16 protein-coding genes are annotated in these 22,825 nt (G+C 63.3%); 10 read left to right on the top strand and 6 right to left on the bottom strand.

From position 1 onward, the window contains the following. Positions 1 to 683: 683 nt before the first annotated feature. Positions 684 to 2,057 carry a glutamate--tRNA ligase gene (gltX, locus tag NKJ77_RS14480; RefSeq protein WP_023684934.1) on the top strand — a complete coding sequence of 458 codons (1,374 nt, stop codon included), beginning with the start codon at positions 684 to 686 and terminating at the stop codon, positions 2,055 to 2,057. On the opposite strand, the gene NKJ77_RS14475 is transcribed toward gltX, so the two are convergent. Next, the gene (locus NKJ77_RS14475; protein WP_023831278.1) at positions 1,975 to 3,171 is read right to left on the bottom strand and encodes a DUF2865 domain-containing protein; all 1,197 of its coding nucleotides are present in this window, start codon (positions 3,169 to 3,171) and stop codon (positions 1,975 to 1,977) included. The two genes, gltX and NKJ77_RS14475, sit on opposite strands and share 83 nt — an antisense overlap. Before the next feature lie 203 nt (positions 3,172 to 3,374). On the opposite strand from NKJ77_RS14475, the gene NKJ77_RS14470 reads away from it, so the two are divergent. Continuing rightward, a complete protein-coding gene (locus NKJ77_RS14470; protein WP_050589882.1) occupies positions 3,375 to 3,995 on the top strand; it encodes a DUF1287 domain-containing protein in 621 nt (206 codons plus the stop codon). Positions 3,996 to 4,000: 5 nt separating this feature from the next. Here NKJ77_RS14470 and NKJ77_RS14465 read toward each other — a convergent pair whose 3' ends face one another. Both NKJ77_RS14465 and NKJ77_RS14460 read right to left on the bottom strand, forming a co-directional pair. Then, the gene (locus NKJ77_RS14465; RefSeq protein ID WP_023831276.1) at positions 4,001 to 6,325 is read right to left on the bottom strand and encodes an NADP-dependent malic enzyme; all 2,325 of its coding nucleotides are present in this window, start codon (positions 6,323 to 6,325) and stop codon (positions 4,001 to 4,003) included. A gap of 159 nt (positions 6,326 to 6,484) precedes the next feature. Continuing rightward, on the bottom strand, positions 6,485 to 7,264 hold the full coding sequence (locus tag NKJ77_RS14460) for an SDR family oxidoreductase (protein WP_023831275.1): 780 nt from the start codon (positions 7,262 to 7,264) through the stop codon (positions 6,485 to 6,487). Positions 7,265 to 7,384: 120 nt separating this feature from the next. Here NKJ77_RS14460 and NKJ77_RS14455 point away from each other — a divergent pair, with 120 nt between their 5' ends. Both NKJ77_RS14455 and NKJ77_RS14450 read left to right on the top strand, forming a co-directional pair. After that, a complete protein-coding gene (locus NKJ77_RS14455; protein WP_023831274.1) occupies positions 7,385 to 8,200 on the top strand; it encodes a UDP-2,3-diacylglucosamine diphosphatase in 816 nt (271 codons plus the stop codon). Between the two features lie 104 nt (positions 8,201 to 8,304). Continuing rightward, positions 8,305 to 9,519, top strand: a complete 1,215-nt coding sequence (locus NKJ77_RS14450) for an MFS transporter (protein WP_023831273.1) — start codon at positions 8,305 to 8,307, stop codon at positions 9,517 to 9,519. Here NKJ77_RS14450 and dgcA read toward each other — a convergent pair. Beyond that, entirely contained in the window at positions 9,490 to 10,473 is a 984-nt protein-coding gene (gene dgcA, locus NKJ77_RS14445) for an N-acetyl-D-Glu racemase DgcA (RefSeq protein WP_023684942.1), read from the bottom strand. The two genes, NKJ77_RS14450 and dgcA, sit on opposite strands and share 30 nt — an antisense overlap. A gap of 77 nt (positions 10,474 to 10,550) precedes the next feature. Between dgcA and NKJ77_RS14440 the strand changes: the two genes are divergently transcribed. Genes NKJ77_RS14440 through NKJ77_RS14425 form a run of 4 tightly spaced genes read left to right on the top strand, consistent with a single transcriptional unit; the run spans position 10,551 to position 14,625 of the window. Then, entirely contained in the window at positions 10,551 to 11,738 is a 1,188-nt protein-coding gene (locus tag NKJ77_RS14440; protein WP_023708615.1) for an MlaE family ABC transporter permease, read from the top strand. A 1-nt stretch (position 11,739) separates the two neighbouring features. Then, complete coding sequence (locus NKJ77_RS14435; protein WP_023694175.1) at positions 11,740 to 12,558, top strand: ABC transporter ATP-binding protein; 819 nt, start codon at positions 11,740 to 11,742, stop codon at positions 12,556 to 12,558. A 14-nt stretch (positions 12,559 to 12,572) separates the two neighbouring features. Then, positions 12,573 to 13,946: an MlaD family protein gene (locus NKJ77_RS14430; protein ID WP_023690141.1), complete on the top strand. Its 1,374-nt coding sequence runs from the start codon at positions 12,573 to 12,575 to the stop codon at positions 13,944 to 13,946. 37 nt (positions 13,947 to 13,983) lie between these two features. After that, positions 13,984 to 14,625, top strand: a complete 642-nt coding sequence (locus tag NKJ77_RS14425) for an ABC-type transport auxiliary lipoprotein family protein (protein ID WP_460221856.1) — start codon at positions 13,984 to 13,986, stop codon at positions 14,623 to 14,625. Positions 14,626 to 14,659: 34 nt separating this feature from the next. Here NKJ77_RS14425 and NKJ77_RS14420 read toward each other — a convergent pair whose 3' ends face one another. Beyond that, positions 14,660 to 15,412: an RNA ligase family protein gene (locus NKJ77_RS14420; protein WP_245260146.1), complete on the bottom strand. Its 753-nt coding sequence runs from the start codon at positions 15,410 to 15,412 to the stop codon at positions 14,660 to 14,662. A gap of 6 nt (positions 15,413 to 15,418) precedes the next feature. Next, entirely contained in the window at positions 15,419 to 21,628 is a 6,210-nt protein-coding gene (locus tag NKJ77_RS14415; RefSeq protein ID WP_352535371.1) for a kinesin, read from the bottom strand. A 312-nt stretch (positions 21,629 to 21,940) separates the two neighbouring features. Between NKJ77_RS14415 and NKJ77_RS14410 the strand changes: the two genes are divergently transcribed. Continuing rightward, positions 21,941 to 22,279, top strand: a complete 339-nt coding sequence (locus NKJ77_RS14410; RefSeq protein WP_023688665.1) for an Hpt domain-containing protein — start codon at positions 21,941 to 21,943, stop codon at positions 22,277 to 22,279. Positions 22,280 to 22,436: 157 nt separating this feature from the next. Further along, entirely contained in the window at positions 22,437 to 22,757 is a 321-nt protein-coding gene (locus NKJ77_RS14405) for a 2Fe-2S iron-sulfur cluster-binding protein (protein WP_023673507.1), read from the top strand. Positions 22,758 to 22,825: the final 68 nt, after the last annotated feature.

Here is a 22,825-nt window from a genome sequence, read left to right as displayed (position 1 = left end):
TGCCCCCAATGCGAAACGCGCATGTCCGCCGTCTGCCGGCGTTCGAAAACACCGGCTCTCCTTGTGGCAGTCTTCGTCGCCTTGTTGGTCGAGCTTCTTACGAAGCCGCTGTTCCAACTCTGCGCCGAACCCTGCGGGTCCCTCAAAACTGAATTTTTCCTCGATTCCCTCGACCGAGGGAAATTCACACTATCTAGGGTCGAACCTGCCTGCAAACACTAAATATAGTGTTAACAGACAATTTATTCCAGTCCGACAAATCTCCCTTTTCGCTCCCGAAGCCCCCACGATCCAACGCTTCCGCCAGCCTCGTAAACAGGCGGAAATCATGGCCAAAACGCACAAAATCCGGGGAAATGACCGGGCTCGAAACTCTCCGGTCGCGCCCTCAACAAGAGCACATGGCACATAAAAGGCGACTCGGTTTGCGTCGTCAAGGATTCGTTTGCGTAGCTTTTGTGACCCCAACATCTTGTGTGTCACATATGTGGATAACGGGGACAAAAAGCGGCTGAGGGAAGCCCGATTCTGCCGGCGTGGACCGCTGGTGAGCGGTTCACCCGAGACAGGCCCGGCCGGATTCTGGCTCACAGCCTTTTCATTTTAGCTGGCGTGCATTATGTCTTTGGCCTCGCGCGGGGGCGCGTCTTGTCAATTCCAAGAGCATCCGTTACGCCCCGCCCATGACAGTTACCGTCCGTTTTGCCCCCTCACCAACCGGCCGCATTCATATCGGCAATGCCCGCACCGCCTTGTTCAACTGGCTGTTTGCCATGAACAACAAGGGCCGTTTCATCCAGCGCTTCGACGACACAGACATTGCCCGCTCGAGGCAGGAATTTTCCGACGCCATCCTCTACGACCTGCACTGGCTGGGGATTTTTCCCGACGCCACCGAATACCAGTCGCGGCGCTTCGAAACTTACGACGCGGCGGTGGAGCGGCTGCAGAGAGCCGGCGTTGTCTATCCCTGCTACGAGACCCCCGAAGAACTCGACCTGCGCCGCAAGGTGCGCCGCACGCGCGGCCTGCCGCCGGTCTATGGCCGCGAGGCGCTGGCGCTTTCGCAGCAGCAGATCGCCGAATACCGCTCCGATGGCCGCCGGCCGCACTGGCGCTTTCTGCTGCCCAACTTCACCAGCGATCCGCTGCAGCCCGAGCGCACCGAAGTGCACTGGAACGATCTGGTGCGCGGCGAGGAAACCGTCGATCTGGCCTCACTGTCCGATCCGGTGCTGCGGCGCGAGGACGGCACTTATCTCTACACGCTGCCTTCGGTCGTCGACGACATCGAGATGGGGGTCAGCCATGTCATCCGCGGCGACGACCACGTCACCAACACCGGCGTGCAGATCGCGCTGTTCAAGGCATTGGGCGCCGAGCCGCCTGTCTTCGGCCACCACAATCTCTTGACCACGGCCTCGGGCGAGGGCCTGTCGAAGCGCAGCGGTGCGCTGTCGATCGAAAGCCTGCGCGAGGAGGGCATCGAGCCGATGGCTGTGGCTTCGCTGGCCGTCCTTGTCGGCACCTCGGAAAATGTCGCGGCGGTGCATGACATGCCGGCACTGGCCGCGCGCTTCGATCCCGCCGCCACGTCGAAATCGGCGGCCAAATTCGACCCGGACGAGCTGTTCGTGCTCAATCGTGCGCTCATGCACCACATGCCGTTTTCCGAGGCGCGGGATCGGCTGATCGTGCTCGGCATCTCCGGCGACAAGGCCGAGCCGTTCTGGCTGGCGGTGCGTGGCAATCTCGACCGGCTGAGCGACGCGGTCGGCTGGTGGCGTATCCTTGCCGACGGCCCGCAGCCCGCGCCGGAATTTTCCGACGAGGATCGCGACTTCCTGCAGCAGGCCTTCGACCTGTTGCCGGAAGAGCCGTGGACCGGAACGGTGTGGAAGGACTGGACGGCCAGGATCAGGGAAGCCAGCGGCCGCAAGGGCAAGGCGCTGTTCATGCCGCTGAGACTGGCGCTTACCGGACTTGCTTCCGGGCCGGAGCTTGCAGATCTATTGCCGCTGCTGGGTCGGGAAGGAACGTTGGCCCGACGACCCTGACCTTGCGCTGGTCCGGCGGGATCAGCGACACCGGCGACACCACCGGTTTGACGGCAAGGCGCTTGATGGCAGCGCGGTCGAGCCCGCCCTGCATATTGGCCAGCGTCTCCGGATCCGCGCCCGGATCGGGTTTGGCCGCCGGCACCGGAATGAATGGCGTTGTCTCGGTATCAGGCTGCGATTGGTCGGGCGGTGGCGGGTTGCCGCCGATGATCTCGAAATTTCCGGCCTGCGCATTGCAGCCACAAGCCAGCGGCCGCGACATGTTGGGCTGTTTGTAGAGATAGGCGGTCGGCAACTCGCTGTAGGGCCTGCCGGTCACCGACGACGTCATGTTGGCCGAATCGTCTTCCATGCCGCGCGAATAGAACACCTGCATTTCGGTGCCGGGGCAGCTCGATTCGCAGTTCTTCTGGTCGCGCTCGAAATCGCCGAGCGAAGCCGAGTTCGACATCGGGAAGAAATAGCCGTCGCAGGTGCGCACGCAGCTCGTATGGAACTCGCCGCCGACCGTCGGGAAATCCGGCACGCCGGGCTGATTGAGCACCCGGCGCACATTGCGCTCCTCGCCGGGATCATCGGGCTGATCGAGCGTGTCGATCTGCCGGTTGCCGCCGAAAAGCTGGTCGAACAGATTGCCGTCGTCGGGTTCGCGGCTGGCTTCCTGCAGCGGCTCCCGGCGCGGCGCGGGCTCGTCACGGCAGCCATTGGCGTCGAGCGCGGCCAGGATGCGGCCGCGGTCGCGCCGCGAGCCGCCGCCGGCAAGCTGCGCGCGCTTGGCTTGCAACGCATCGAGATTGGCGTTCATGCGATCGATGCTGCTGTTCAGCGCAGCACATTGGCTGACATTGCGCGAAAACAGCGAAAACCCGCAATTCGCATCGCTCGCACGACCGCGCACCTTTGATAGCTGTTCGAACTGGCGGGAGATGGCCTTGTCATACTTCCGCACCATGCTGGAATTGCCGCCGCCATTCGATGAAGAAGCAAGCTCGGCTTCCAGTTGACGGCAAACGCGGGAGGCGGCCTGCGGTTCAGTGGTGGCGACGGCCGAAAGCACAAGCACGCCGAGCAGCGCAGCCAGGTGCTTCAGCCTCCATCGTCCGCCCGTCATTGCCCGAACCCCGCTTGCCTGCCTGTCTACCGGATTCGCGGTTAACCGTTCCCTCAATCTACAACCAAAGATGGTCTTAGCCCATAGAGGCGTTGCAGGAGGCGTTTGGATAGGGCGGCAACTGTGCGATCTCACCGCTGCATGAAAAAGGCGCAATCGCTCCGGAATTATCCCACGATCCAGCAATGCCCCGGGGAGCTGGCATGATCGCGATTACCCGTCGAACCGCGCTGCAGTTCGGTCTGTTGTGCCTGGCGGTGCCCGCCGCCCGGGCGCAGGAAAATCCAGCCGCTCCGGACTGGCGCAGCAAATTGGTCGAAGCCGCGCGTGAGCAGATCGGCATCACCACCTTCTACGACCCGACCTATGTCCGCCTCGGCTATCCCGGCGGCGACGTCGCGCCGGATCGAGGCGTGTGCACGGACGTCATCGTGCGCGCCTATCGCCGCGCCTTCGAGCTCGACCTGCAGAAGCTGGTGCATGAGGACATGGCGGCCAATTTCGCCGCCTATCCCAAGACCTGGGGCCTGAAAGCGACCGATCGAAACATCGACCACCGACGGGTCGGCAACCTTGCCGCCTTTTTCGGGCGCAAGGGTGCTTCCTTGGCCGTAAGCGAGGATCCTGCCGACTTTCAGCCGGGCGATCTTGTCACCCAGATGCTGCCCGGCAACCTGCCGCACATCGTCATCGTCTCATCCGAACGCACGGCGGACGTGCCGGAACGAGCGCTGGTCATCCACAATATCGGGTCGGGCGCCCGCGAGGAGGACACGCTGTTCGCCTTCAAGCAGACCGGGCATTACCGCTTCGCGCCTGCGTGAGAAACTCAGCCGAAATGAACCACCGCCTGCGCCTTGTGCGCCGCCTCGACCACCGCCAGCGCCGTCATATTGACGACGCCGCGCGACGTCACCGACGGCGTCAAAATATGCGCCGGCTTGTCGGTGCCAAGCAGGATCGGGCCCACATGCAGCGCATCCATCATCGTGCGCAGCGCGGTCAGCGTGATGTTGGCGGAGTCGAGGTTGGGGAACACCAGGAGATTGGCTTCGCCCTTCAGCCGCGAATGCGGATAGACGCGCTGGCGCAGATGCTCCGACAGGGCTGAATCGGCATGCATCTCGCCGTCGCATTGCAGGTCGGGCGCAACGCGCGCCAGGATCGCCGCTGCCTGCCGCATCTTCAGCGCGCTGGGTGAATCGCGCGAGCCGAAATCCGAATGCGACAGAAGCGCTGCCTTCGGCTCGATGCCGAAGCGCTGGATTTCCTCCGCCGCCAGAATGGTCATTTCGGCGATCTCCTCGGCCGTCGGGTCGACCGAGACATGGGTGTCGGTGAGGAAGACGATGCCGCGTTGCGAGATCAGCATCGACAGCGTCGACAGGTCGCGGTCCTTGACGCCCGCGCGTGGTCCGATGACCAGCGTCACATTGCGCAGATGCCGCTCGAAACGACCCTCGAGGCCGCAGATCATGGCGTCGGCATCGCCGCGCTTCAGCGCCAGTGCCGCAATCACCGTATTGTCGGTGCGCACCATGGTGCGCGCGGCCTCCGTCGTCACGCCGCGCCGGCCGGCAAGCTCGATCAACAGGTCGACATAATGGCGGTAGCGCGGATCGTCTTCCGGGTTGATCAGGCCGAAATCTACGCCCGGCTTGATACGCAGGCCGTAGCGCTTCAGCCTGACCTCGATGACATGCGGGCGGCCGATCAGGATCGGCTCGGCAATGCCTTCCTCCAGCACCACCTGGGCTGCGCGCAGCACGCGCTCGTCCTCGCCGTCGGCATAGATGACGCGCTTGGCGGTCGACGCCTTGGCCGACGAAAACACCGGCTTCATCACCAGGCCGGAGCGGAAGACGAAGCGGTTGAGCTGGTCGATATAGGCGGCGAAGTCGGTGATCGGCCGGGTCGCGACGCCGGTGTCGCAGGCAGCCTTGGCCACCGCCGGCGCGATGCGCAGGATCAGGCGGGGATCGAAGGGCGAGGGGATAAGGAAGTCGGGTCCGAAGATCGGCGTCTCGCCGGAATAGGCGCGGGCGGCGACGTCGGATGGTTCTTCGCGGGCAAGCGCGGCGATCGCCCTGACCGCGGCCATCTTCATCTCCTCGTTGATGGCGCTGGCGCCGCAATCCAGCGCACCGCGGAAGATGTAAGGAAAACAAAGCACGTTGTTGACCTGATTGGGGAAATCGGAACGGCCGGTGCAGATCATCGCGTCGGGACGAGCGGCGCGCGCGACCTCCGGCATGATCTCGGGATTGGGGTTGGCCAGCGCCAGGATCAACGGCTTAGGCGCCATATGATCAAGCAATTCCGGCTTCAGCACGCCGGCGGCCGACAGGCCGAGAAAAACGTCGGCGCCAGGGATCACATCGGCCAGCGTGCGCGCCTCGGTGTCCTTCACATAGGGGTCTTTCCAACGATCCATCTCGTCGGTGCGGCCCTTGTAGGCGACGCCGAAGCGGTCGGTGACCCAGATGTTCTCTACCTTGGCGCCAAGCGAGACCAACAGGTTGAGGCAGGCGAGCGCTGCCGCACCGGCGCCTGAGGTGACGATCTTGATGTCGGAAATGGTCTTGCCGGCGAATTCCAGCCCGTTGAGCACCGCGGCGGCGACGATGATGGCGGTGCCATGCTGGTCGTCATGGAAGACGGGAATGCCCATGCGGGCCTTCAACTGCGCCTCGACCTCGAAGCATTCGGGCGCCTTGATGTCCTCGAGATTGATGCCGCCGAATGTCGGTTCCAGCGCCGAGATCGTCTCGACCATGCGCTCTATGCCCGGCGCGTCGATCTCGATGTCGAAGACGTCGATGCCGGCGAATTTCTTGAACAGCACCGCCTTGCCTTCCATCACCGGCTTGGAGGCGAGCGGGCCGATATTGCCGAGCCCGAGCACGGCCGAGCCGTTGGAGACGACGCCGACCAGATTGGCGCGCGCTGTATAATCGGCCGCGGTTGCCGGATTGTCGCGGATTTCGAGGCAGGGCGCGGCAACACCCGGCGAATAGGCCAACGCCAGGTCGCGCTGGTTGCCGAGCGGCTTGGTCGCCTGGATCTCGAGCTTTCCCGGCCTTGGATGCTTGTGGAAGTAGAGGGCGGCTTCGTCGAGGTCCGAACGTGCCGTTTTCTTGTTCTCGCCTTCCATGCGGCCGCTCCCTCAAACCTGCTTTGCAGCCTTTTAGCACGCAAAAATGGTTTTTCGCGACGCCAAATGACGCAAGGGCGGCTAAAACAACCGGGGCCAGAAATATCGAACTATTTCAAATAATTGCGCTGAAATCCTGCCGACTATCCATCGAGCCCTTTAGAACGCGCTGACATAGAGGCCGCCATCGACCGGGATGTTCTGACCGGTGAGATAGCCGGCATGGGCCGAGCACAGAAAGGCGCAGATCTGGCCGAACTCTTCCGGCGTGCCGAGCCGCTTGGCCGGAACGTCGGCGCTGATGCGGGTCTTGCGCGCTGCGGCCGCTGCCGGGTCTTCCATCGTACCGGCCTCATGCGGGCCGCGCAGCCGATCGGTGTCGAGCTTGCCCGGCAGCAGGCTGTTGATGGTGACGTTGCGGTCGATCACCGTGCGCGCCACGCCGGCCAGGAACGAGGTCAGGCCGGCGCGCGCGCCGGACGACAGATCGAGGCCGGGAATCGGGACGTAGACCGACAGCGAGGTGATGTTGACGATGCGGCCGAAGCCGCGCTTGGCCATGCCGTCGATCACGGCCTGCACCAGTTCGATCGGCGTCACCATGTTCTGCGTCACGCCTTCGAGGATCTTTGCCCGGTCGAGTTCGCGGAAATCGCGCAAGGGCGGGCCGCCATTGTTGTTGACCAGGATATCCGGGTCGGGGCAGGCGGCCAGGATTGCCTTCTGCACCTCGGGTTTCGAGACGTCGCCAACGATCTCGGTCACCTTCACGCCGTAGCGTTCGCGCAGTTCGGCTGCGGTTTTTGCCAGCAGCTCGGCATTGCGGCCGTTGACAACGAGATCGCAGCCGGCCTCGGCCAGCGCCGTGGCGCAGCCGCGGCCAAGCCCTTTGCTCGATGCGCAGACGATGGCCTTCTTGCCCTTGATGCCAAGATCCATGACGATTTTCTCCTGTGAATGGCGCGGCACGCTAGCCCTTTGGCTGGCCCAATCGCAACCGTCATACGGTTGTTGCATGAATCGGGGCATAGCCTGCGCGAAAGCAACGGTGACGATCTGATGTCCGGTACAGAAACCCGCACTTTCCGCAGCATGTTCATATCCGACCTGCATCTCGGATCGAAGGCGGCCAAGGCCGAGTTCCTGATAGATTTCCTGCGGTATCACGACGCCGATATCATCTATCTCGTCGGAGACATCGTCGACGGCTGGCGGCTGCGGCGCAGCTGGCATTGGCCGCAGAGCCACAATGACGTCGTCCAGAAACTGCTGCGCAAGGCGCGAAAGGGCACCTCGATCACCTATATCGCCGGTAATCACGACGAATTCGCGCGCCAGTTCCAAGGCGTGCATTTCGGCGGCATCGTCGTTGCCGACCGCGCCATCCACGAAACCGCCGATGGCAGGCGCCTGCTGGTCATCCACGGCGACCAGTTCGACACCGTCGTCCATAATGCACGCTGGCTGGCCTATCTCGGCGACTACGCCTATGACGCCGCGATGATGGTCAACCGCGTGGTGACGAAGCTCCGCCATTTGCTGGGTCTCCCTTACTGGTCGTTCTCGTCCTGGGCCAAGGTCAAGGTCAAGAAGGCGGTCAACTTCATCGGCTCGTTCCAGACGGTGCTGGCCGAGGAGGCCCGCCGCTCGCATGTCGACGGCGTCATCTGCGGCCACATCCATCACGCCGCCATCGAGACTTATGAGGATGTGCAGTACATCAACACCGGCGACTGGGTGGAGAGCTGCACGGCGGTGGTCGAACATTTCGACGGCAAGATGGAGATCATCCACTGGGCGCTGGTGCTGCCCGAAGTACCGGACGAGCCGTTCATCCCCTTGCTGATCGAAGACAGGGTCGTCGAAGCGGCATAACCCTCCTGTTAATCGACTGGTCCAGGCAGTTTCGGACCGCTTTCGCGCATGTTAAGGGATCGATCTGCGTTGCAGCCCTTTGTGCAGCGTAATTGGATCGATTCATGTCGCTGCCGCCGCTCTCGCCCGAACAACTCGTCAAGCCGCGCCATTTCGAACTGCGCATGAGTCTGATCTTCGCGACATTATTCGTGTCGCTGGGAACGCATGTGCCTTATTTCCCGCTGTGGCTGCATGCCCAGGGTTTCCACGCCGAGCAGATCGCCATCATCCTGGCGGCGCCGATGTTCCTGCGCGTGGTGACAACACCCCTGCTGACCGCGCTGGCCGACCGGGCGAAGGACAGGGCGGATGTCTATATTGCGCTGGTGGCCGCGACGATGGTTCTTTCCGCCGGCTATTTCCTCACTCCCACCTATGCGGCGGTGCTTGCCGTATCGCTGGCGCTGACGGTGGTGTGGACGCCGCATTCGCCGATCGCCGATTCGCTCGCGCTGTCGGGCGTGCGCCGCTTCGGCTCGAACTACACCGCGATGCGCAAATGGGGCTCGATATCCTATCTCTGCGCCAACGTCGCAGGCGGCTTTATCCTGGCCTGGACGAGCCCGGAGGCCGTGCCGGTAATCATCTTTGCGGCGCTGTCTGCCGCGCTCGTCGCCGGATTGCTGGCGCCGCGGCTTGGCCGCCCGCGCCGCGCTTCGCCGCTTTCGGCCGCCGACATCCAGCATCAGGCGCCGAGCCTTCTCAATCCGTATTTCCTGTATTTCACCCTCGGCGTCGGCATCATCACCGCCAGCCATGCCTTCCTCTACGGCTTTGTCTCCATCTACTGGAAATCGGTCGGCATCAGCGATTCCGTCGTTGGCCTGCTGTGGGCCTGGGGCGTAGTGGCCGAGGTCTGCATGTTCGTGTTTTTCAACCGTATTTTTGCCTCGGTCTCGGTGGTCAAGGTGATGCTGATCGCCGGCATCGGCTCCATCGTGCGCTGGATCGCCTTTCCGCTGATCTGGCCACTCGGGCTTGGCGTCGCCGGTTTCTTCGGCGTCCAGACCCTGCATTCGGTGTCGGTGGCGATGGTGTTGATCGGCCTGCAGAAGATGATCGGCGAAACGGTTTCGGAAGAACGCACGGGTGCGGCGCAAGGCATTGCCTATTTCTTCAACGGCTTCTTCATGGCGGCGGTGACGCTGGCGTCCGGCCCGCTTTATGAGCGCTACGGCGTCGACGGCTTCCTGGCGATGATCCCGATCGCCATCATCGGCCTGGCGCTGATCGGGCTCGCCGCGCGTTCAGCCCCACAGCATCCTGTCAGGCGGTGACACCAGCGACCCCTGGTAGACGAGCCCGGGCTGGCGGTCGCGGGCAAGCAGCAGCGGGCCGTCGAGGTCGACGAACTCGGCGCCCTGTGCAAGCAACACAGCCGGCGCCATTGCCAGCGACGTGCCGACCATGCAGCCGACCATCACGCCGAATCCCAGCTCCCGGGCGCGGTTGCGAAGGGTAAGGGCGGCGGTCAGGCCGCCGGATTTGTCGAGCTTGATGTTGACGGCGTCATAGAGGCCGACAAGCGCTTCGAGGTCCTTCGCCTCGTGGACGCTTTCGTCTGCGCAGATCGGCACCGGATGCGCGATGTGGCGCAGGATGGCATCATGGCCGGCGGGAAGCGGCTGTTCGATCAGGGCTATGCCATGTTCGGCGGCGAAAGCGAGATTCTCGATGATGTTGGCATCGGTCCAGCCTTCATTGGCGTCGAGGATGATGCGGCTGTCGGGCGCCGCTTCGGTCACGGCGCGGATGCGGGCCAAGTCGTTGTCGCCGCCGATCTTGACCTTGAGCAGCGGCCGCCCGGCATTGGCGCGGGCTTGCGCCGCCATTGCCTCCGGCTCGCCCAGCGACAGCGTGTAGGCCGTCTCCAGCGCCGACAAGGGCACAACGTGGATGGCGTCCGCGACCGCAACGCCGCTGATCTTGGCCTCCAGGTCCCACAAGGCGCAATCGATGGCGTTGCGGGCAGCACCCGCCGGCATCGCATCGAGCAGTTCCTTGCGGCTGATGCCGCCTTCTATCTGCCGGCGCATGGCCTCGGTGGCGTCGCGCACCCCCTCCATGGTCTCGCCATAGCGCTTGTAGGGGACGCATTCGCCCCATCCGCGATTGTCCCCATCGCTGATCGTGCAGGTAATGACTTCGGCTTCGGTCTTCGACCCGCGCGAGATGGTGAAGGTGCCGGCAATGGGAAAACGCTCGGCCTCAACCGAAATGACACGCGCCATAATTTTCTGCTCCGGCTATGCGACAACGCGTCGTCGGCAAATCGACAGGTACGACCCGTCAGGCTAAACAGGACGCCATGTTGACCATCGGCAAACGCGACGCAAGCGGCAACGCCGCCAAGGAGGCCGACCACCAGCCCCGCGTTGCGGTCGGCGAGGAGGGCGGCGTCCTCGGCTGCGCTTTCTCCGGCATCTGGACGACGACGACAGTGGCGCTGATCGACGCCGAGATGCGCAAGATCGAGCAGCGCAAAGGCTTCCAGACGCTCGCTTTGGATCTTTCCCACATCGAGAAGATGGACACCGCCGGAGCCTGGCTGATCGATCGCCTGGTCAGTGTCTTCGAAAAGAAGGGTGTCGAGATCAAGATGCAGGGGCAAAGCGATGTCGCCTCGATCCTGCTCGGCGCCGTTGGCGAAGCTGTCCGGCGCGAGCCCGAATCGCGCGGCGTCCGGCGCCCCAACATCATCCTCCGCGGGCTGGAGGCGGTCGGCCGCCGCATCTATGAGATGCGCGACGATTTCCTCGCCTCGATGAACATCCTCGGCGCCACCATCGGCGGCGCCCAGATGAAGCTCGGGCGCGGCCATGCCATCAATCCGGCGGCGATCTTCAACCAGATCGATCGCATGGGGGTCGGCGCCATCCCCGTGGTGGTGCTGATGTCGGCGATCGTCGGCGCCATCGTCGCCCAGCAGGGCGCCTACCAGCTCAATTATTTCGGCGCCAACATTTTCGTTGTCGATCTGGTCGGCGTGCTGATCCTGCGCGAACTCGGCGTGCTGATGACCGCCATCATGATCGCCGGCCGCTCCGGCAGCGCCATCACCGCCGAGATCGGCTCGATGAAGATGCGCGAGGAGGTCGACGCGCTGAAGGTCATCGGCCTCAACCCGATCGGCGTGCTGGTGTTTCCGCGCCTGGTGGCGCTGGTGATCGCGCTGCCCTGTCTCACCATCGTCGCCAATTTTGCCGCTCTTGGCGGCGGCATCCTAGCCGCCTGGCTTTATTCCGGTATTGCGCCGACGGCCTTCATCGACCGGCTGCGCGGCGCGATCGATATCAGCACCATCTTCGCCGGGCTGATCAAGGCGCCGTTCATGGCCATGATCATCGGCACCATTGCTTCCGTAGAAGGCATGAAGGTCGGCGGCAGCGCCGAATCGCTGGGTCTGCACGTCACCGCCTCGGTTGTGAAATCGATCTTCGTTGTCATCATCCTCGATGGCCTTTTTGCCATCTTCTACGCATCGATCGAGTTCTGACATGATGCGCAGAAACTCAAAGGCGACCAAGGCTATGCAGGGAACGGGCGAAAGCGATATCGTGCTGTCGGTGCGCGACATCACCGTTGCCCTGGACGACAAGCTGATCCTCGACAAACTGGCGCTCGACATCAAGCGCGGCGAAATCCTCGGTTTCGTCGGCGCCTCGGGCGCCGGCAAATCGGTGCTGCTGCGCACGATTCTCGGCCTGCTGCACAAGCAGTCCGGCACGATCAAGCTGTTTGGCCTCGACCTCGAAAAGGCCAGCGACATCGAACGGTTGCGCATCGACATGCGCCTTGGCGTGCTTTTCCAGCACGGCGCCCTGTTTTCGGCGTTGACCGTGCAGGAAAACGTGCAGGTGCCGATGCGCGAATATCTCGATCTGCCGAAGAAACTGATGGACGAACTGGCCTTGCTCAAGATCGAACTGGTCGGCCTGCCGCCGGACGCCGCGCAAAAATTTCCCTCGGAGCTTTCGGGCGGCATGATCAAGCGCGCCGCCCTGGCGCGGGCGCTGGCGCTCGACCCCGACATCGTCTTCCTCGACGAGCCGACTTCCGGCCTCGACCCGATCAGCGCGTCCGAATTCGACGAACTGGTGGTCAAGCTGCGCGATACAATGGATCTGACGGTCTATATGGTGACGCACGATCTCGACACGCTGTTTACCGCTTGCGACCGCGTGGCGGTGCTCGGCAACAAGAAAATCCTGGTCGAAGGCACGATCGACGACATGCTGAAAAGCGAAGAACCGTGGGTCAAATCCTATTTCCGCGGAAAACGCGCTCGGCAACTTGATCTTGCCGCGCGCGCATAGACATAAGTGGGGCAATGGAAACCAGAGCCAACTACGTCATTGTCGGCATTTTCACCCTGGCTGCAATCCTGGCGGCGTTCGGGTTCGTCTATTGGACCGCCCAGATCGGTGATCGCGGCGAGACGGCGGAGCTGCGCGTGCGCATTCAGGGTTCGGCCTCCGGCCTCGGCCCCGGCAGTCTGGTGCTGTTCAACGGCGTCAAGGTCGGGGTGGTCAAGCGCGTCTATTTCGATCGCAATGACCCCAATGCCGCCATTGCTACGACCGAGATCGACCAGACAACGCCGCTCACCAAATCGACGCAGGCCGATATCGGCATCGCCAGCCTTGCCGGCCAGGTCAACATCGAATTGAAGGGCGCCGATCCCAAGGAACCGAACCTGCTGGAAGAGGCGGCAAAGGAAGGCAGGACCGCCGAGATCATCGCCAATCCATCGGCGGTCACCAACCTGCTGCAAACGGCACAGAATATCTTCACCCGTGCCGACAAGGTGCTTTCCGACCTAGAAGGGTTCACCAGGGATGTGCGCGGGCCGCTGACCCAGACCGTCAAGAACGCCCAGACATTTTCCGATGCGCTGGCCAGGAATGCCGACGGCATCGACAAGTTCCTGACCGCCGTCAGCGCGCTGTCGGACGAGTTGAAGGGTGTTTCCGGCAAGCTCGACGGCACACTGAAGGCTGCCGAAGGCCTGCTCAATGCCGTCGACAAGGACAAGATCAAGAGCATCGTCGCCAATGTGGACGCCGTCACCGCCAATCTGAAGGAGACCAGCGGACAGCTCGACGGCGTGATCAAGAACGTCGATACCGCGGTCGGCTCGGTCAACGATTTCGCCACGCGCACGCAAGGCACGCTGGCAAAGGTCGACAATGTGCTCGACGGCATCGATCCGGCGCAGGTGCGCGTGGCGCTCGCCAACATTCAGAAGGCCAGCGAAAATGCCAACAAGGCCGCCGCCGACATCGCCAAGGTGACCGACAAGTTCGCCGACCGGGCCGACGACATCGACGAGACGATCAAGGACGCCAAACAGCTTGCGTCGCGCCTCAACGATGCCTCGGTGCGCGTCGACGGCATCCTGAAAAGGGTCGATACGCTGCTCGGTTCGGGCCAAGCCGACGGCGTCATGGCCGATGCCAGGGACACGCTGAAGTCGTTCAAGCAGGTCGCCGACACGCTGAACGCCCGGCTTGGCACGATCACCGACAACATCGCGCGCTTCTCGGGCCAGGGCCTGTCGAATGTCGAGGCGCTGGTCCAGGACAGCCGGCGTTCGATCAGTCGCATCGAAGAGGCGGTGACCGATCTCAGCCGCAACCCGCAGCGCATCCTGTCGGGCGGCGACGGCGAGGTCCGGCAGTTCGATGGCAGGGCACGGCGTTGACTTCCGTGCCCGCCCGCAGCAATTACATGGACCGCGGATGCGGATTCATCATACGATCCGGGGACAGTGGGGATCACGAGTGACGTTCGGGTTGGGTGGGTATAAATCGGCGGCCGTTTTGCTTGGCCTGACGCTGGCTGGTTGCGCGGCATTGGGAGGCAAGCCGGCGCCACTCGATACGTTCGAGCTGTCCGCCCCGTCGATCGACGCCCATGGCCACAGCCGCCGCCAGATCCTGATCGCCCAGCCATCCGCGCTCAAGGCGCTGGACAGCCAGAACATCGTCATCAAGCCGTCAGATCGCTCGATCCAGTATCTCAAGGGCGCGCAATGGGCCGACCGGCTGCCGCTGATCGTGCAGGCGAGGCTCGCCGAAACCTTCCAGCGCTCCGGCAGCTTTGCCGGCGTCGGCAAGCCGGGCGAGGGGCTGGCGATCGACTACCAAATTATCGTCGAGATCCGCTCCTTCGAAGTCCGCGTCAATGGTGGCGAGCATGCCGAGGTCAATCTCTTCGTACGCATCCTGAACGACCGCAACGGCGAGGTGCGCGCCTCGAAGAGCTTTACCGCATCCGCTCCCGTCTCCGGCAGCGGCAATCCGGCCTATGTCAACGCGCTCGACAGCGCCTTCGGCGAGGCGGCGAAGGATATTGTGGGCTGGACGGATTCGGTTATCTGAGCGAACCCGGCGAGGCGCTTGAGACCCAGGAACCTTAGCCGCCTGCCAGACGGTTGGTGACCAGTTCTGCCTTCATCCAGTGGGTTTCACTCTGGACATGTCCTGCCCGTACATATTTGCCCATGCGAATGGGCATGTCTGCCTCAGCAAATGCTTCGGCAACCCTAGCCACAAAGCCTTCTTGCTTGGCCTTATCCAGGGACGCAGCCAGATTATCGAAGAGGTTGGGGCTGAAAGGCCCACGATAGAGCGTGGGAACAGGAGTGATGCCCAGTTCCTCAAACCGGGCCAGGGTCAAATCCCACGGTTGAATCTCGGTCCCGATGATCCATGCAAAGCCAAGAAAAAATGACGGCAGCGCATCATACGCAACCGAATGTCGGGCATAGAGGTTCTCGCCCACAATCCGTTCATCGTCAGCAAGTTGCGGTGAAACATTTGCTGCAAATGCCTTCAGCCAGTCTCGGGATGGATGATAACGGCTATCGGGACTGCGCGCGTGAGAGCCATCGCGATGAAGGGTTGTGTTCTCTCCATCCATCTTCTCGGTGACCACAAGATCAGCCACCCTTAGTCCTTCAAGCGACGCCATGACCTTGTCGTCGCTGGTGGCTCCGACCGATATCGGCAGATGAAAGGTGCGACCGTATTTCCTCATGCTGGAGGCATAGCTTGCAGCCCATCGCGCCAGCAAGGGCAGCCTGAGTTCTTTGCGCTCGTCATTGTTCGATCCATGACAAACGAAAAAGGCGGGAAATTTCCCGCCTTTTTCATTTTGATGCAGCAATCGTAGCTAGTGCAAACGGCCGCTCGCATGGGCCAGCATGGTGTAGACCTTGCCGGTGTCCGACGTCAGGTAGGTCTGCGCCATGATGTTGTCGCGGTCGTTGCGCGAGACGTCCTTGAGCAGCTTCTCGAAATCGTCGCAGTAGCGGTCGACGGCGGCGCGGAACTCCGCCTCGGCCTGATATTTGCGGCGGATTTCGTCAAAGGTCTGCTGGCCCTTGAGTGTGTAGAGGCGGCGCGTGAACACGTCACGCTCGCCGCGCCGGTAGCGGTTCCACAGCTCGATCGAGGCGTCGTGGTCGATCGCCCGGGCAATATCGACCGAGAGCGAGTTGAGCGACTCCATGACATGCAGCGGCGAGCGCTGGGCGGGAGTTGCGCGCGGTGCTTCCGCGGGCGCTGCCGGCCTGGCGACTTCCTCCTCGCGCGATGCCCCGGTCAGGAGATCGCGCACCCAGCCGCCTTGCGGCGTGCGGGCGTTGGCGTCGCGCTGGCGCGGTGCTTCGGCAGGGCGTTCGATATCGAGCGTGCCACGCAGGCCGCCGACCGGCGCCTGCGGAGCAGGGCGCTCCGGCTGTGGCGCCGGCGGCGGGCGGCGTACCGGCTCGGCCGGGCGCTGCACTGGCGCCTGCGGCGCCGGGCGCAGGGCGCGCGGTTCGGCATTGTCGCCGCCGCGTCCCGATTTCGCAACGATATCCGAAAGTTCCTTGAGCGCGTTGATCTGCTCGGCAACGGCACGGCGGATCGCCGAGGTCGATTCCTTGGCCTCTTCCGGCATCTCGATGACGCCCTTCTTGAGCTCGGCGCGGGTGAGGTCGAGCTCGCTCTTGATCGAGCTTGCGGTGCGCCGCATCTCCTCGGTCGCATCGGCGAACCGGCTGGTTGCCGAATCGACCACTTCCGTTATGGCGATGCGGATCTTGTCGGCTGATGCCAGCGTCTTGCCTTCGGCATTCTGCATCGTCTGGCCGACAAGGTTTTCGAACGAACGCATCACCTTCTCGAGGTCTTCCGACTTCTTGACCAGGCCGACGGCGAGATCTTCGAGCGACGATTGCCGCTCAAGCGTGTGCTCCAGATTGCTCTGCGCCGAGCTCAACAGATCCGAAGCCGAGGACAGCAAGCGGCTGTGCTCGTCGAACTTGGTGGCGATCGAGGCCACTTCGCGCAGGGTCGACGACGACAGTTCGGTAAGCCGCGTCGTGTTCGAATCGACCAGGCGTGCCGAGCTGGCGAAGGTCTGCGCGGCCTTTTCGGTGGTTGCCGCGAAGCTTTGGGTGCTGCCGCTCAGACGTTCGTCGACCTGGCCGAGGTTGATCGCCGCCTGTTCGATCAGCTCACCAAGCTGCGAGCTGGAGACGCTCATGCGGCCGATGAGGTCGGTGACGCTATCGGCGAGCGACGAGCGCGCGCCTTCGACGGCCGACAGCGTTTCGGCGGTGCGGCTGGCGAGCGCGTTGACGAGGGCGGCATTTTCGCTGCGCAGCTTGTCGGTCGCGCGTTCGGTGACCTCTTCCATGCTCTTTTGCAGTTCCGAGCCGCCCTGGGCGAAGCGCTCGACCAGCGGCCGCGCGGTTTCGTCCAGGATCTTCGCCATCTCGGCCGAACGCGCCGCCAGCATCGTGTTGAGCTCGCGGGTATTGGTGCCGATTGTCTTGGCAGCGTCGTTGGTGCTTTGGCCGATGTGCTGGCCGACCGCGGTAAAAGTCTCCGCAATCGTGTTGGCGCGCGAGATCAGCTGAGCTTCTGCGCTGGAAACCTGCTCGTTGAGCTTCTGGCCCATCGTCTCCGTCGTATAAAGAAGGCGGTTCTCGACGCTGGCGACCTGTTCCTCGACGCGCGAAGCTGCGGACGCAACGCTCGCGGCCAGCCGCTCGTCGGCGCCGGCAAGAGCCTGCTCCATCTCGCGGGCGTGGACGGCAAGTTCTTGGCCGGTCTGGCGTGCGCGTTCGGCAACGCGCTGCTCGGTGCTGGCGAAGGCACCGACGATGTTGTCGGCATGCTCGCCGATCGTCGACGTGGAGTCGGCGATGCGCGACACCAGGCGGTGATCGGCCTCGTCGAAGATGCGGCTGATCTCGGTGGCGCGTGCCGACAGCGCGTCCGAACCCTCGGCAATGCGCGAGATCAGCTGCTGGTCGGCGGCGTCGAAGATGCGGCCAAGGTCCGAGGCGCGGGCGGCCAGCGCTTCGGCGGATTCGCCGATGCGCATGCTCAGCCGCTGGTCGGCGCCCTCGAAGTTACGCAGGATGTCGCCGGCGCGGTCGGCCAGCGACTGCGCCGTCTCGACCGCGCGGGCGACCAGCTTCTGGTCGGCGGCGTCGAACGTGCCGGCGATCTCGCAGGCGCGGGCAGCCAGCCGTCCGGCCGTTTCTTCGGCGCGGGCGAGCAGCGAGTTCGACGTCTCGTCATGCCGGGCAAGCAGCACGCTCGTTGTGTCTTCGGCGCGAGCAAGCAAGGCATTCGTCGTATCCTCGGCGCGAGCAAGCAGGGCGCTCGATGTGTCCTCGGCACGTGCGTGCAGACGGCGATCCGCGTCCTCGAAGGTGCGGGCGATGTCCTCGGCCCGGGCCAAAAGGGCGGACGAGGTCTGCTCGGCACGCTCGGCGATCTTGCGGTCGGCGTCACTGAAGGCAGCACCGGCCTGTTCGTGCAGCGCGCTGGTGACTTCCATCACCTTCTCGCGCAGCGCGCCGGCAACGAAGACGGCGCTCTTTTCGAGCACGCTGCGGACATTGTCGACACCCACCGACAACGCGCGCTCCATGGTTCCGGCGCGCTCTTCGATGATGCCGGTCTGCTTGCTGAAGGCCTGCTCGATCTTCTCGACATCGGCAGCGATTGCCGCCGAGATATCGGTGCTTCTGCCGGCAATCTGGTCGATATGGCCCGACAGCGAGCGGTCGACATCCTTGCGTATGTCGGCGAGCTTTGCCAGATCGTCTTCCAGCGCCTGGGTCAACATGTTGCGGCCTTCGGCCAGCTTGCCGACATGGCCGGCGATGATGTCGTCAACCTCACCGCGGCTTGCCGACAGCTTCTGCAGGTCGGCTTCCAGCGCACGTTTCAGGATGTCTCGGCCCTCGGCCAGCTTCTCGACCTGGCCCGCGACCAGTCCGTCGATGCTCGACCGGCTCTCGGCCAGCTTGGCGAGGTCGTCCTCGAGAGCCTTCGACAGCGTCGCGCGATCCCGGACGAGCTTGTCGCTGTGACCCTCGATCAGGCTGTTGACATTTTCCAAATCCGCTTCCAGCACCCGTGCGAACTCGCCACGGTTTTCGCTCAGCTTCTGCGACTGGTCGGCAATGGCGCTCCTGATCGCATTGAGATCGGCTTCGAGCGCCCGTGTGAGGATGTCGCGGCCCTCGGCAAGCTTCTCGACCTGCCCGGCGACCAGCCCATCGATATTGGAGCGGCTCTCCGCCAGCTTGGCGATGTCGTCTTCCAATGCCTTTGAGAGCGCCGAACGGTCCTGGACGAGCCTGTTTTGATGATCGGCCATGATGCCGCTGACATTGTGCAAATCGTCCTGAAGCGCCTGGGATAGCGTCGAACGATCCTGGACAAGCCGGCTGGAGTGGTCGGTGATCAGGCTGTTAACATTCTGAAGGTCATCCTTAAGCGCCTGGGATAGCGTCGAACGATCCTGGACAAGCCGGTCCGAGTGGTCGGCGATCAGGCTGTTCACATTCTGCAGGTCGGCCTCCAGTGCCCTGGAAAGCTGACCGCGCTCTTCCGCCACCTTGTCGGAATGACCCGCGATGGCACCCTTGATGGTGTTGAGGTCGGCTTCGAGCGCGCGCTTGAGGATATCGCGCCCCTCGGCCAGCTTCTCGACCTGGCCGGCGACCAGCCCGTCGATGCTCGACCGGCTCTCGGCGAGCTTGGCGAGGTCGGCCTCGAGCGTCTGTGACAACAGGCCACGATCGTCGGCAAGCCGGCTCGAATGGTCGGAGAGCAGGCCCCTGATGCCGGATAGGTCGTTCTCCAGCGCCTTGCTGAGTTCGGTGCGGTCCTCGGCCAGTTTCGCCGAGTGGTTCTCGATCACGCCCTTGATGCCGATAATGTCGTTTTCGAGCGCCTTGGTCAGGATGGCGCGGCCTTCGGCGATCTTTTCAACCTGGCCGGCGACCAGCCCGTCAATCGAGGCGCGGCTGTCGGCGAGCTTGCCGAGATCGGCTTCCAGGGCGCGCGACAGAATGTTGCGGCCTTCGGCCAGTTTACCGACATGTCCGGCGACCATTTCGTCAATGATCGTACGGGCTTGCACCAGTTTTCCGGAGTCTTCATGCAAAGCCTGGTTGAGCCGGTTGCGGCCTTCTTCAAGCCGCTCGAGATGGCTTCCCAGCGACGCGTCGATGGCGGCGCGCGACTCGTTGACCTTGCGTAGATCCTCTTCCAGGGCGCGCGAGATCAGGTTGCGGCCTTCGGCCAGCTTCTGCACCTGGTTGGTTACGGCCGCATCGATGCCGGCGCGGCCCTCGGCGAACTTCGCCAGGTCCGCCTGCATGGCAGCCGCCATGCGTTCGCGGCTTTCGGACAGCTTGCGGCTGTGGTTTTCGACGGCGTCCTCGATGCCGACGCGGGCGTCGGCAAGACGCTGGATGTCGGTGTCGAATGAGCGCGACACGACATGGCGGGCGGCTTCCATCCGGCCGGCGAAATCGCTGGCGCGGGCTTCGAGCATCGACGAGGTCGACGAGACGATGTCGGCCATGTCGGCGCCGATCTGGGTCTTGCCCTGATCGATCATGGCCGACAAATGATCCTTGCTCTCGGCAAAGGTGTGGGCGATCTCGCGGGCGCGCTCGACCAGCGTTTCGTTGATCTGGCGGGCGCGCGCCTCGAGCGCGGCGTTGAGCTTCTGCGTGCCGGTATCGAGTGCTTCGGCCCGGGTCTGGAATTCGCTGATCAGCGCCTGGCCGCGCTCGGCCAGCGTCCGCTCGATGCCGTTCAGGCTGGACTCGAATTCCGAGCTCAGGGTGCGGGCGGCGCCGCCGAGCAGCGACACCATACCGGTGGTGCGGTCGTCGAGCAGGTCGGTCAGCGACCGGGTCAGGCCGTCTGTGGTGTCCGTCAGCTTGGCGATGCGGGTGTCGAGCAGCGAAGCAAAGGCTTCGCCCGATGTCGACAGCCTGTCGGTGATTGAATCCAGCCGGGTTTCGACGGAATCGAAGATCGACATCGAGCTTTCATTGATGCGGTCGATCAGCGTGTCGCCGGAATTGGTGATCGTCATCGACAGCTTGGTCGACGCGTTGAGGATAGAGTCGCGAATAATGTCGGAGGCGGCGCCGATCTCGTCCTTCAGCGTTTCATGCGCGCCGGTGATCGAGGCGCGCACGCGCTCGGCATGAGTGACGACGGCTTCGCGCTCGCTGCCCAGCCCGTCGACCAGCGACCGGATGCGCGATTCATTCTCCGAATAGGAGCGTTCGATCTGGTTGACCTCGCTGTGGACCAGAGTTTCGAGCTCGACGGCGCGCGCCAGCGTGCGCTCGATGCCTTCGCCCATCGCCGCCACTTCACGGCGAACGGCCTGGCCGATCATCATCACGCGGTCTTGGGCGAGGTTTTCCGGCTCCGCCAAGCGGAAAGCCACCTCCGTCATCGATTGCGCGGCAATGCGCATTTCCTGCGCGCGGCGGATCATCGCCGCGAAGGCCCAAAACAGGACGACCGGTATGATTGCCGCGATCGCTAGGCCGATCAGTTCAGGGCGGGCCAGGATTTGATCGAACGTACGAATTTTCCAGATGCTGGGGCCAAACAGCAGATTGGCGAGGCCGCCGGCGCCGGCGATCCAGGCCAGCGACACGAACGCCACGACCCAATAGATCGTGCTAGACGCGCGCCGGTTGAGGCTGTGCAGCAGCGTCTTGTAATCTTTCTGGCGGTCATCGTTTGCCGGCTTGAAGCCGGCTGGCTGCGCGCTGTTGCGCGATTCGACCGGGCGCAGCTCGGCGGGCTTGGCTGCCGGCTTCGCACTCTGGTTTTGTTGGACGGGCGCATTTTGAGCGGGGGCGGGCTTCTGGGGGCGGCCTTCGCGCGCCAGTTCGTCCGCGGCCTGCGATATCTGCGCTTCCAGATCTTCCATCGACGCCGCGATATCGAGATCGCCGCTGCCGTCTCCGCTGAGATCGAGGTCTAGTGCCTTTTCGAGTTCCCTGGCTACGTCGCTGTCGAGAGTTCTGGTCGTCGTTGGTTTCTTCGCCATGCCTTCGCTACCCTGTACTAGCTGCCGAGGGACTTCTTATTTTTGCCTGATTCTGGCTCGTCTTATCCCACGCAGGAGGCTGAAAATGGACCTTCGTATCGTAATGACACACAGGGGTAAAGAAAACATGCATTCCGCGAGATACGTAAAACTTTAAATATAAGGTTAACGACAACGTGATCTAACCGCCTCAACGGCAACAATTTTCCAGCCCATTCATTAACGCGTTGGCGACGGAAATCGCCTAGTTTTTCGGCGATCGGCACAAGGAGTTTCAAATTGGTACGCGGTGAAAGCGGCATTGCCTTCTCAATGCCGGGCGGCGATGCGTCGGGACCGGCCCGTTCGCGCCCAGTGGATCTGGCCCATCTGGCCCGTCAGACTATGGGCGATCGCGCCCTCGAACAGGAGGTATTGGCGCTGTTCGTACAGCAGGCGCTTTCCGTCCGCGACAGAATAGTCGATGCCGATGTCAGGGAGCGACTGCTTCTGGCGCATGGGCTGAAAGGTTCGGCGCGCGGGGTCGGCGCCTTTGCCATCGCCGACTGCGCCACCTCGATCGAACAGCAGCCGGAAGATGCGCGCATCCTCAAGCGCCTCGGCACCCTGATCGAGGAAGTGCGCGATTTCATCGCCGCCATCAGCCGGTAATGGCTGCCGCTCGGCAGCGGCCACCGGGATGAATCGACGGGGCCAGGGCGTGCTTTGGCCAGCTTTCCGAAAAAACGTCACAAAGCGGCGCTTTCGCGCCGCAGTTGACTTGTCCGGTGGAGTGATTATCTCGGCTGGGACTCCCTTCAGGTGATAAATGACCAAGCTGACCTTCATTGCCCATGACGGCACTCCTTTCGATGTCGAGGCCGAAAACGGCTCGACCGTCATGGAGAATGCGATCCGTAGCGCGGTGCCGGGCATCGAGGCAGAATGCGGCGGCGCCTGCGCCTGCGCGACCTGCCATGTCTATGTCGACGAAGCCTGGACGGCCGAGGTCGGCGAGCCGGAGGCGATGGAAGAGGACATGCTGGACTTCGCCTATGACGTCCAGCCGAACTCGCGGCTGTCCTGCCAGATCAAGGTGCGCGACGCGCTTGACGGCCTCGTCGTGCGCGTGCCGGCTCGCCAGGGTTGATCTCCCGTAGCATCTGATTTTTCCCGCCGCCGCTTGGCAGCGGGCCAATGCTCATGCAGTCTCGCGCC

Origin of the sequence: Mesorhizobium sp. M0052 (genome assembly GCF_040323255.1) — a bacterium.
Classification (GTDB): domain Bacteria; phylum Pseudomonadota; class Alphaproteobacteria; order Rhizobiales; family Rhizobiaceae; genus Mesorhizobium.
The sequence above is the reverse complement of the archived record's forward strand: the minus strand, read 5'-3'. Positions and strand labels throughout refer to the sequence as shown.

Coding starts and splice junctions, on each gene's coding strand:
- NKJ77_RS14440 (WP_023708615.1), top strand. CDS start 10,551: ATGTTGACCATCGGCAAACGCGACGCAAGCGGCAACGCCGCCAAGGAG.
- gltX (WP_023684934.1), top strand. CDS start 684: ATGACAGTTACCGTCCGTTTTGCCCCCTCACCAACCGGCCGCATTCAT.
- NKJ77_RS14470 (WP_050589882.1), top strand. CDS start 3,375: ATGATCGCGATTACCCGTCGAACCGCGCTGCAGTTCGGTCTGTTGTGC.
- NKJ77_RS14455 (WP_023831274.1), top strand. CDS start 7,385: ATGTCCGGTACAGAAACCCGCACTTTCCGCAGCATGTTCATATCCGAC.
- NKJ77_RS14460 (WP_023831275.1), bottom strand. CDS start 7,264: ATGGATCTTGGCATCAAGGGCAAGAAGGCCATCGTCTGCGCATCGAGC.
- NKJ77_RS14430 (WP_023690141.1), top strand. CDS start 12,573: ATGGAAACCAGAGCCAACTACGTCATTGTCGGCATTTTCACCCTGGCT.
- NKJ77_RS14410 (WP_023688665.1), top strand. CDS start 21,941: ATGCCGGGCGGCGATGCGTCGGGACCGGCCCGTTCGCGCCCAGTGGAT.
- NKJ77_RS14465 (WP_023831276.1), bottom strand. CDS start 6,325: ATGGAAGGCGAGAACAAGAAAACGGCACGTTCGGACCTCGACGAAGCC.
- NKJ77_RS14475 (WP_023831278.1), bottom strand. CDS start 3,171: ATGACGGGCGGACGATGGAGGCTGAAGCACCTGGCTGCGCTGCTCGGC.
- dgcA (WP_023684942.1), bottom strand. CDS start 10,473: ATGGCGCGTGTCATTTCGGTTGAGGCCGAGCGTTTTCCCATTGCCGGC.
- NKJ77_RS14450 (WP_023831273.1), top strand. CDS start 8,305: ATGTCGCTGCCGCCGCTCTCGCCCGAACAACTCGTCAAGCCGCGCCAT.
- NKJ77_RS14415 (WP_352535371.1), bottom strand. CDS start 21,628: ATGGCGAAGAAACCAACGACGACCAGAACTCTCGACAGCGACGTAGCC.
- NKJ77_RS14425 (WP_460221856.1), top strand. CDS start 13,984: ATGCGGATTCATCATACGATCCGGGGACAGTGGGGATCACGAGTGACG.
- NKJ77_RS14435 (WP_023694175.1), top strand. CDS start 11,740: ATGATGCGCAGAAACTCAAAGGCGACCAAGGCTATGCAGGGAACGGGC.
- NKJ77_RS14405 (WP_023673507.1), top strand. CDS start 22,437: ATGACCAAGCTGACCTTCATTGCCCATGACGGCACTCCTTTCGATGTC.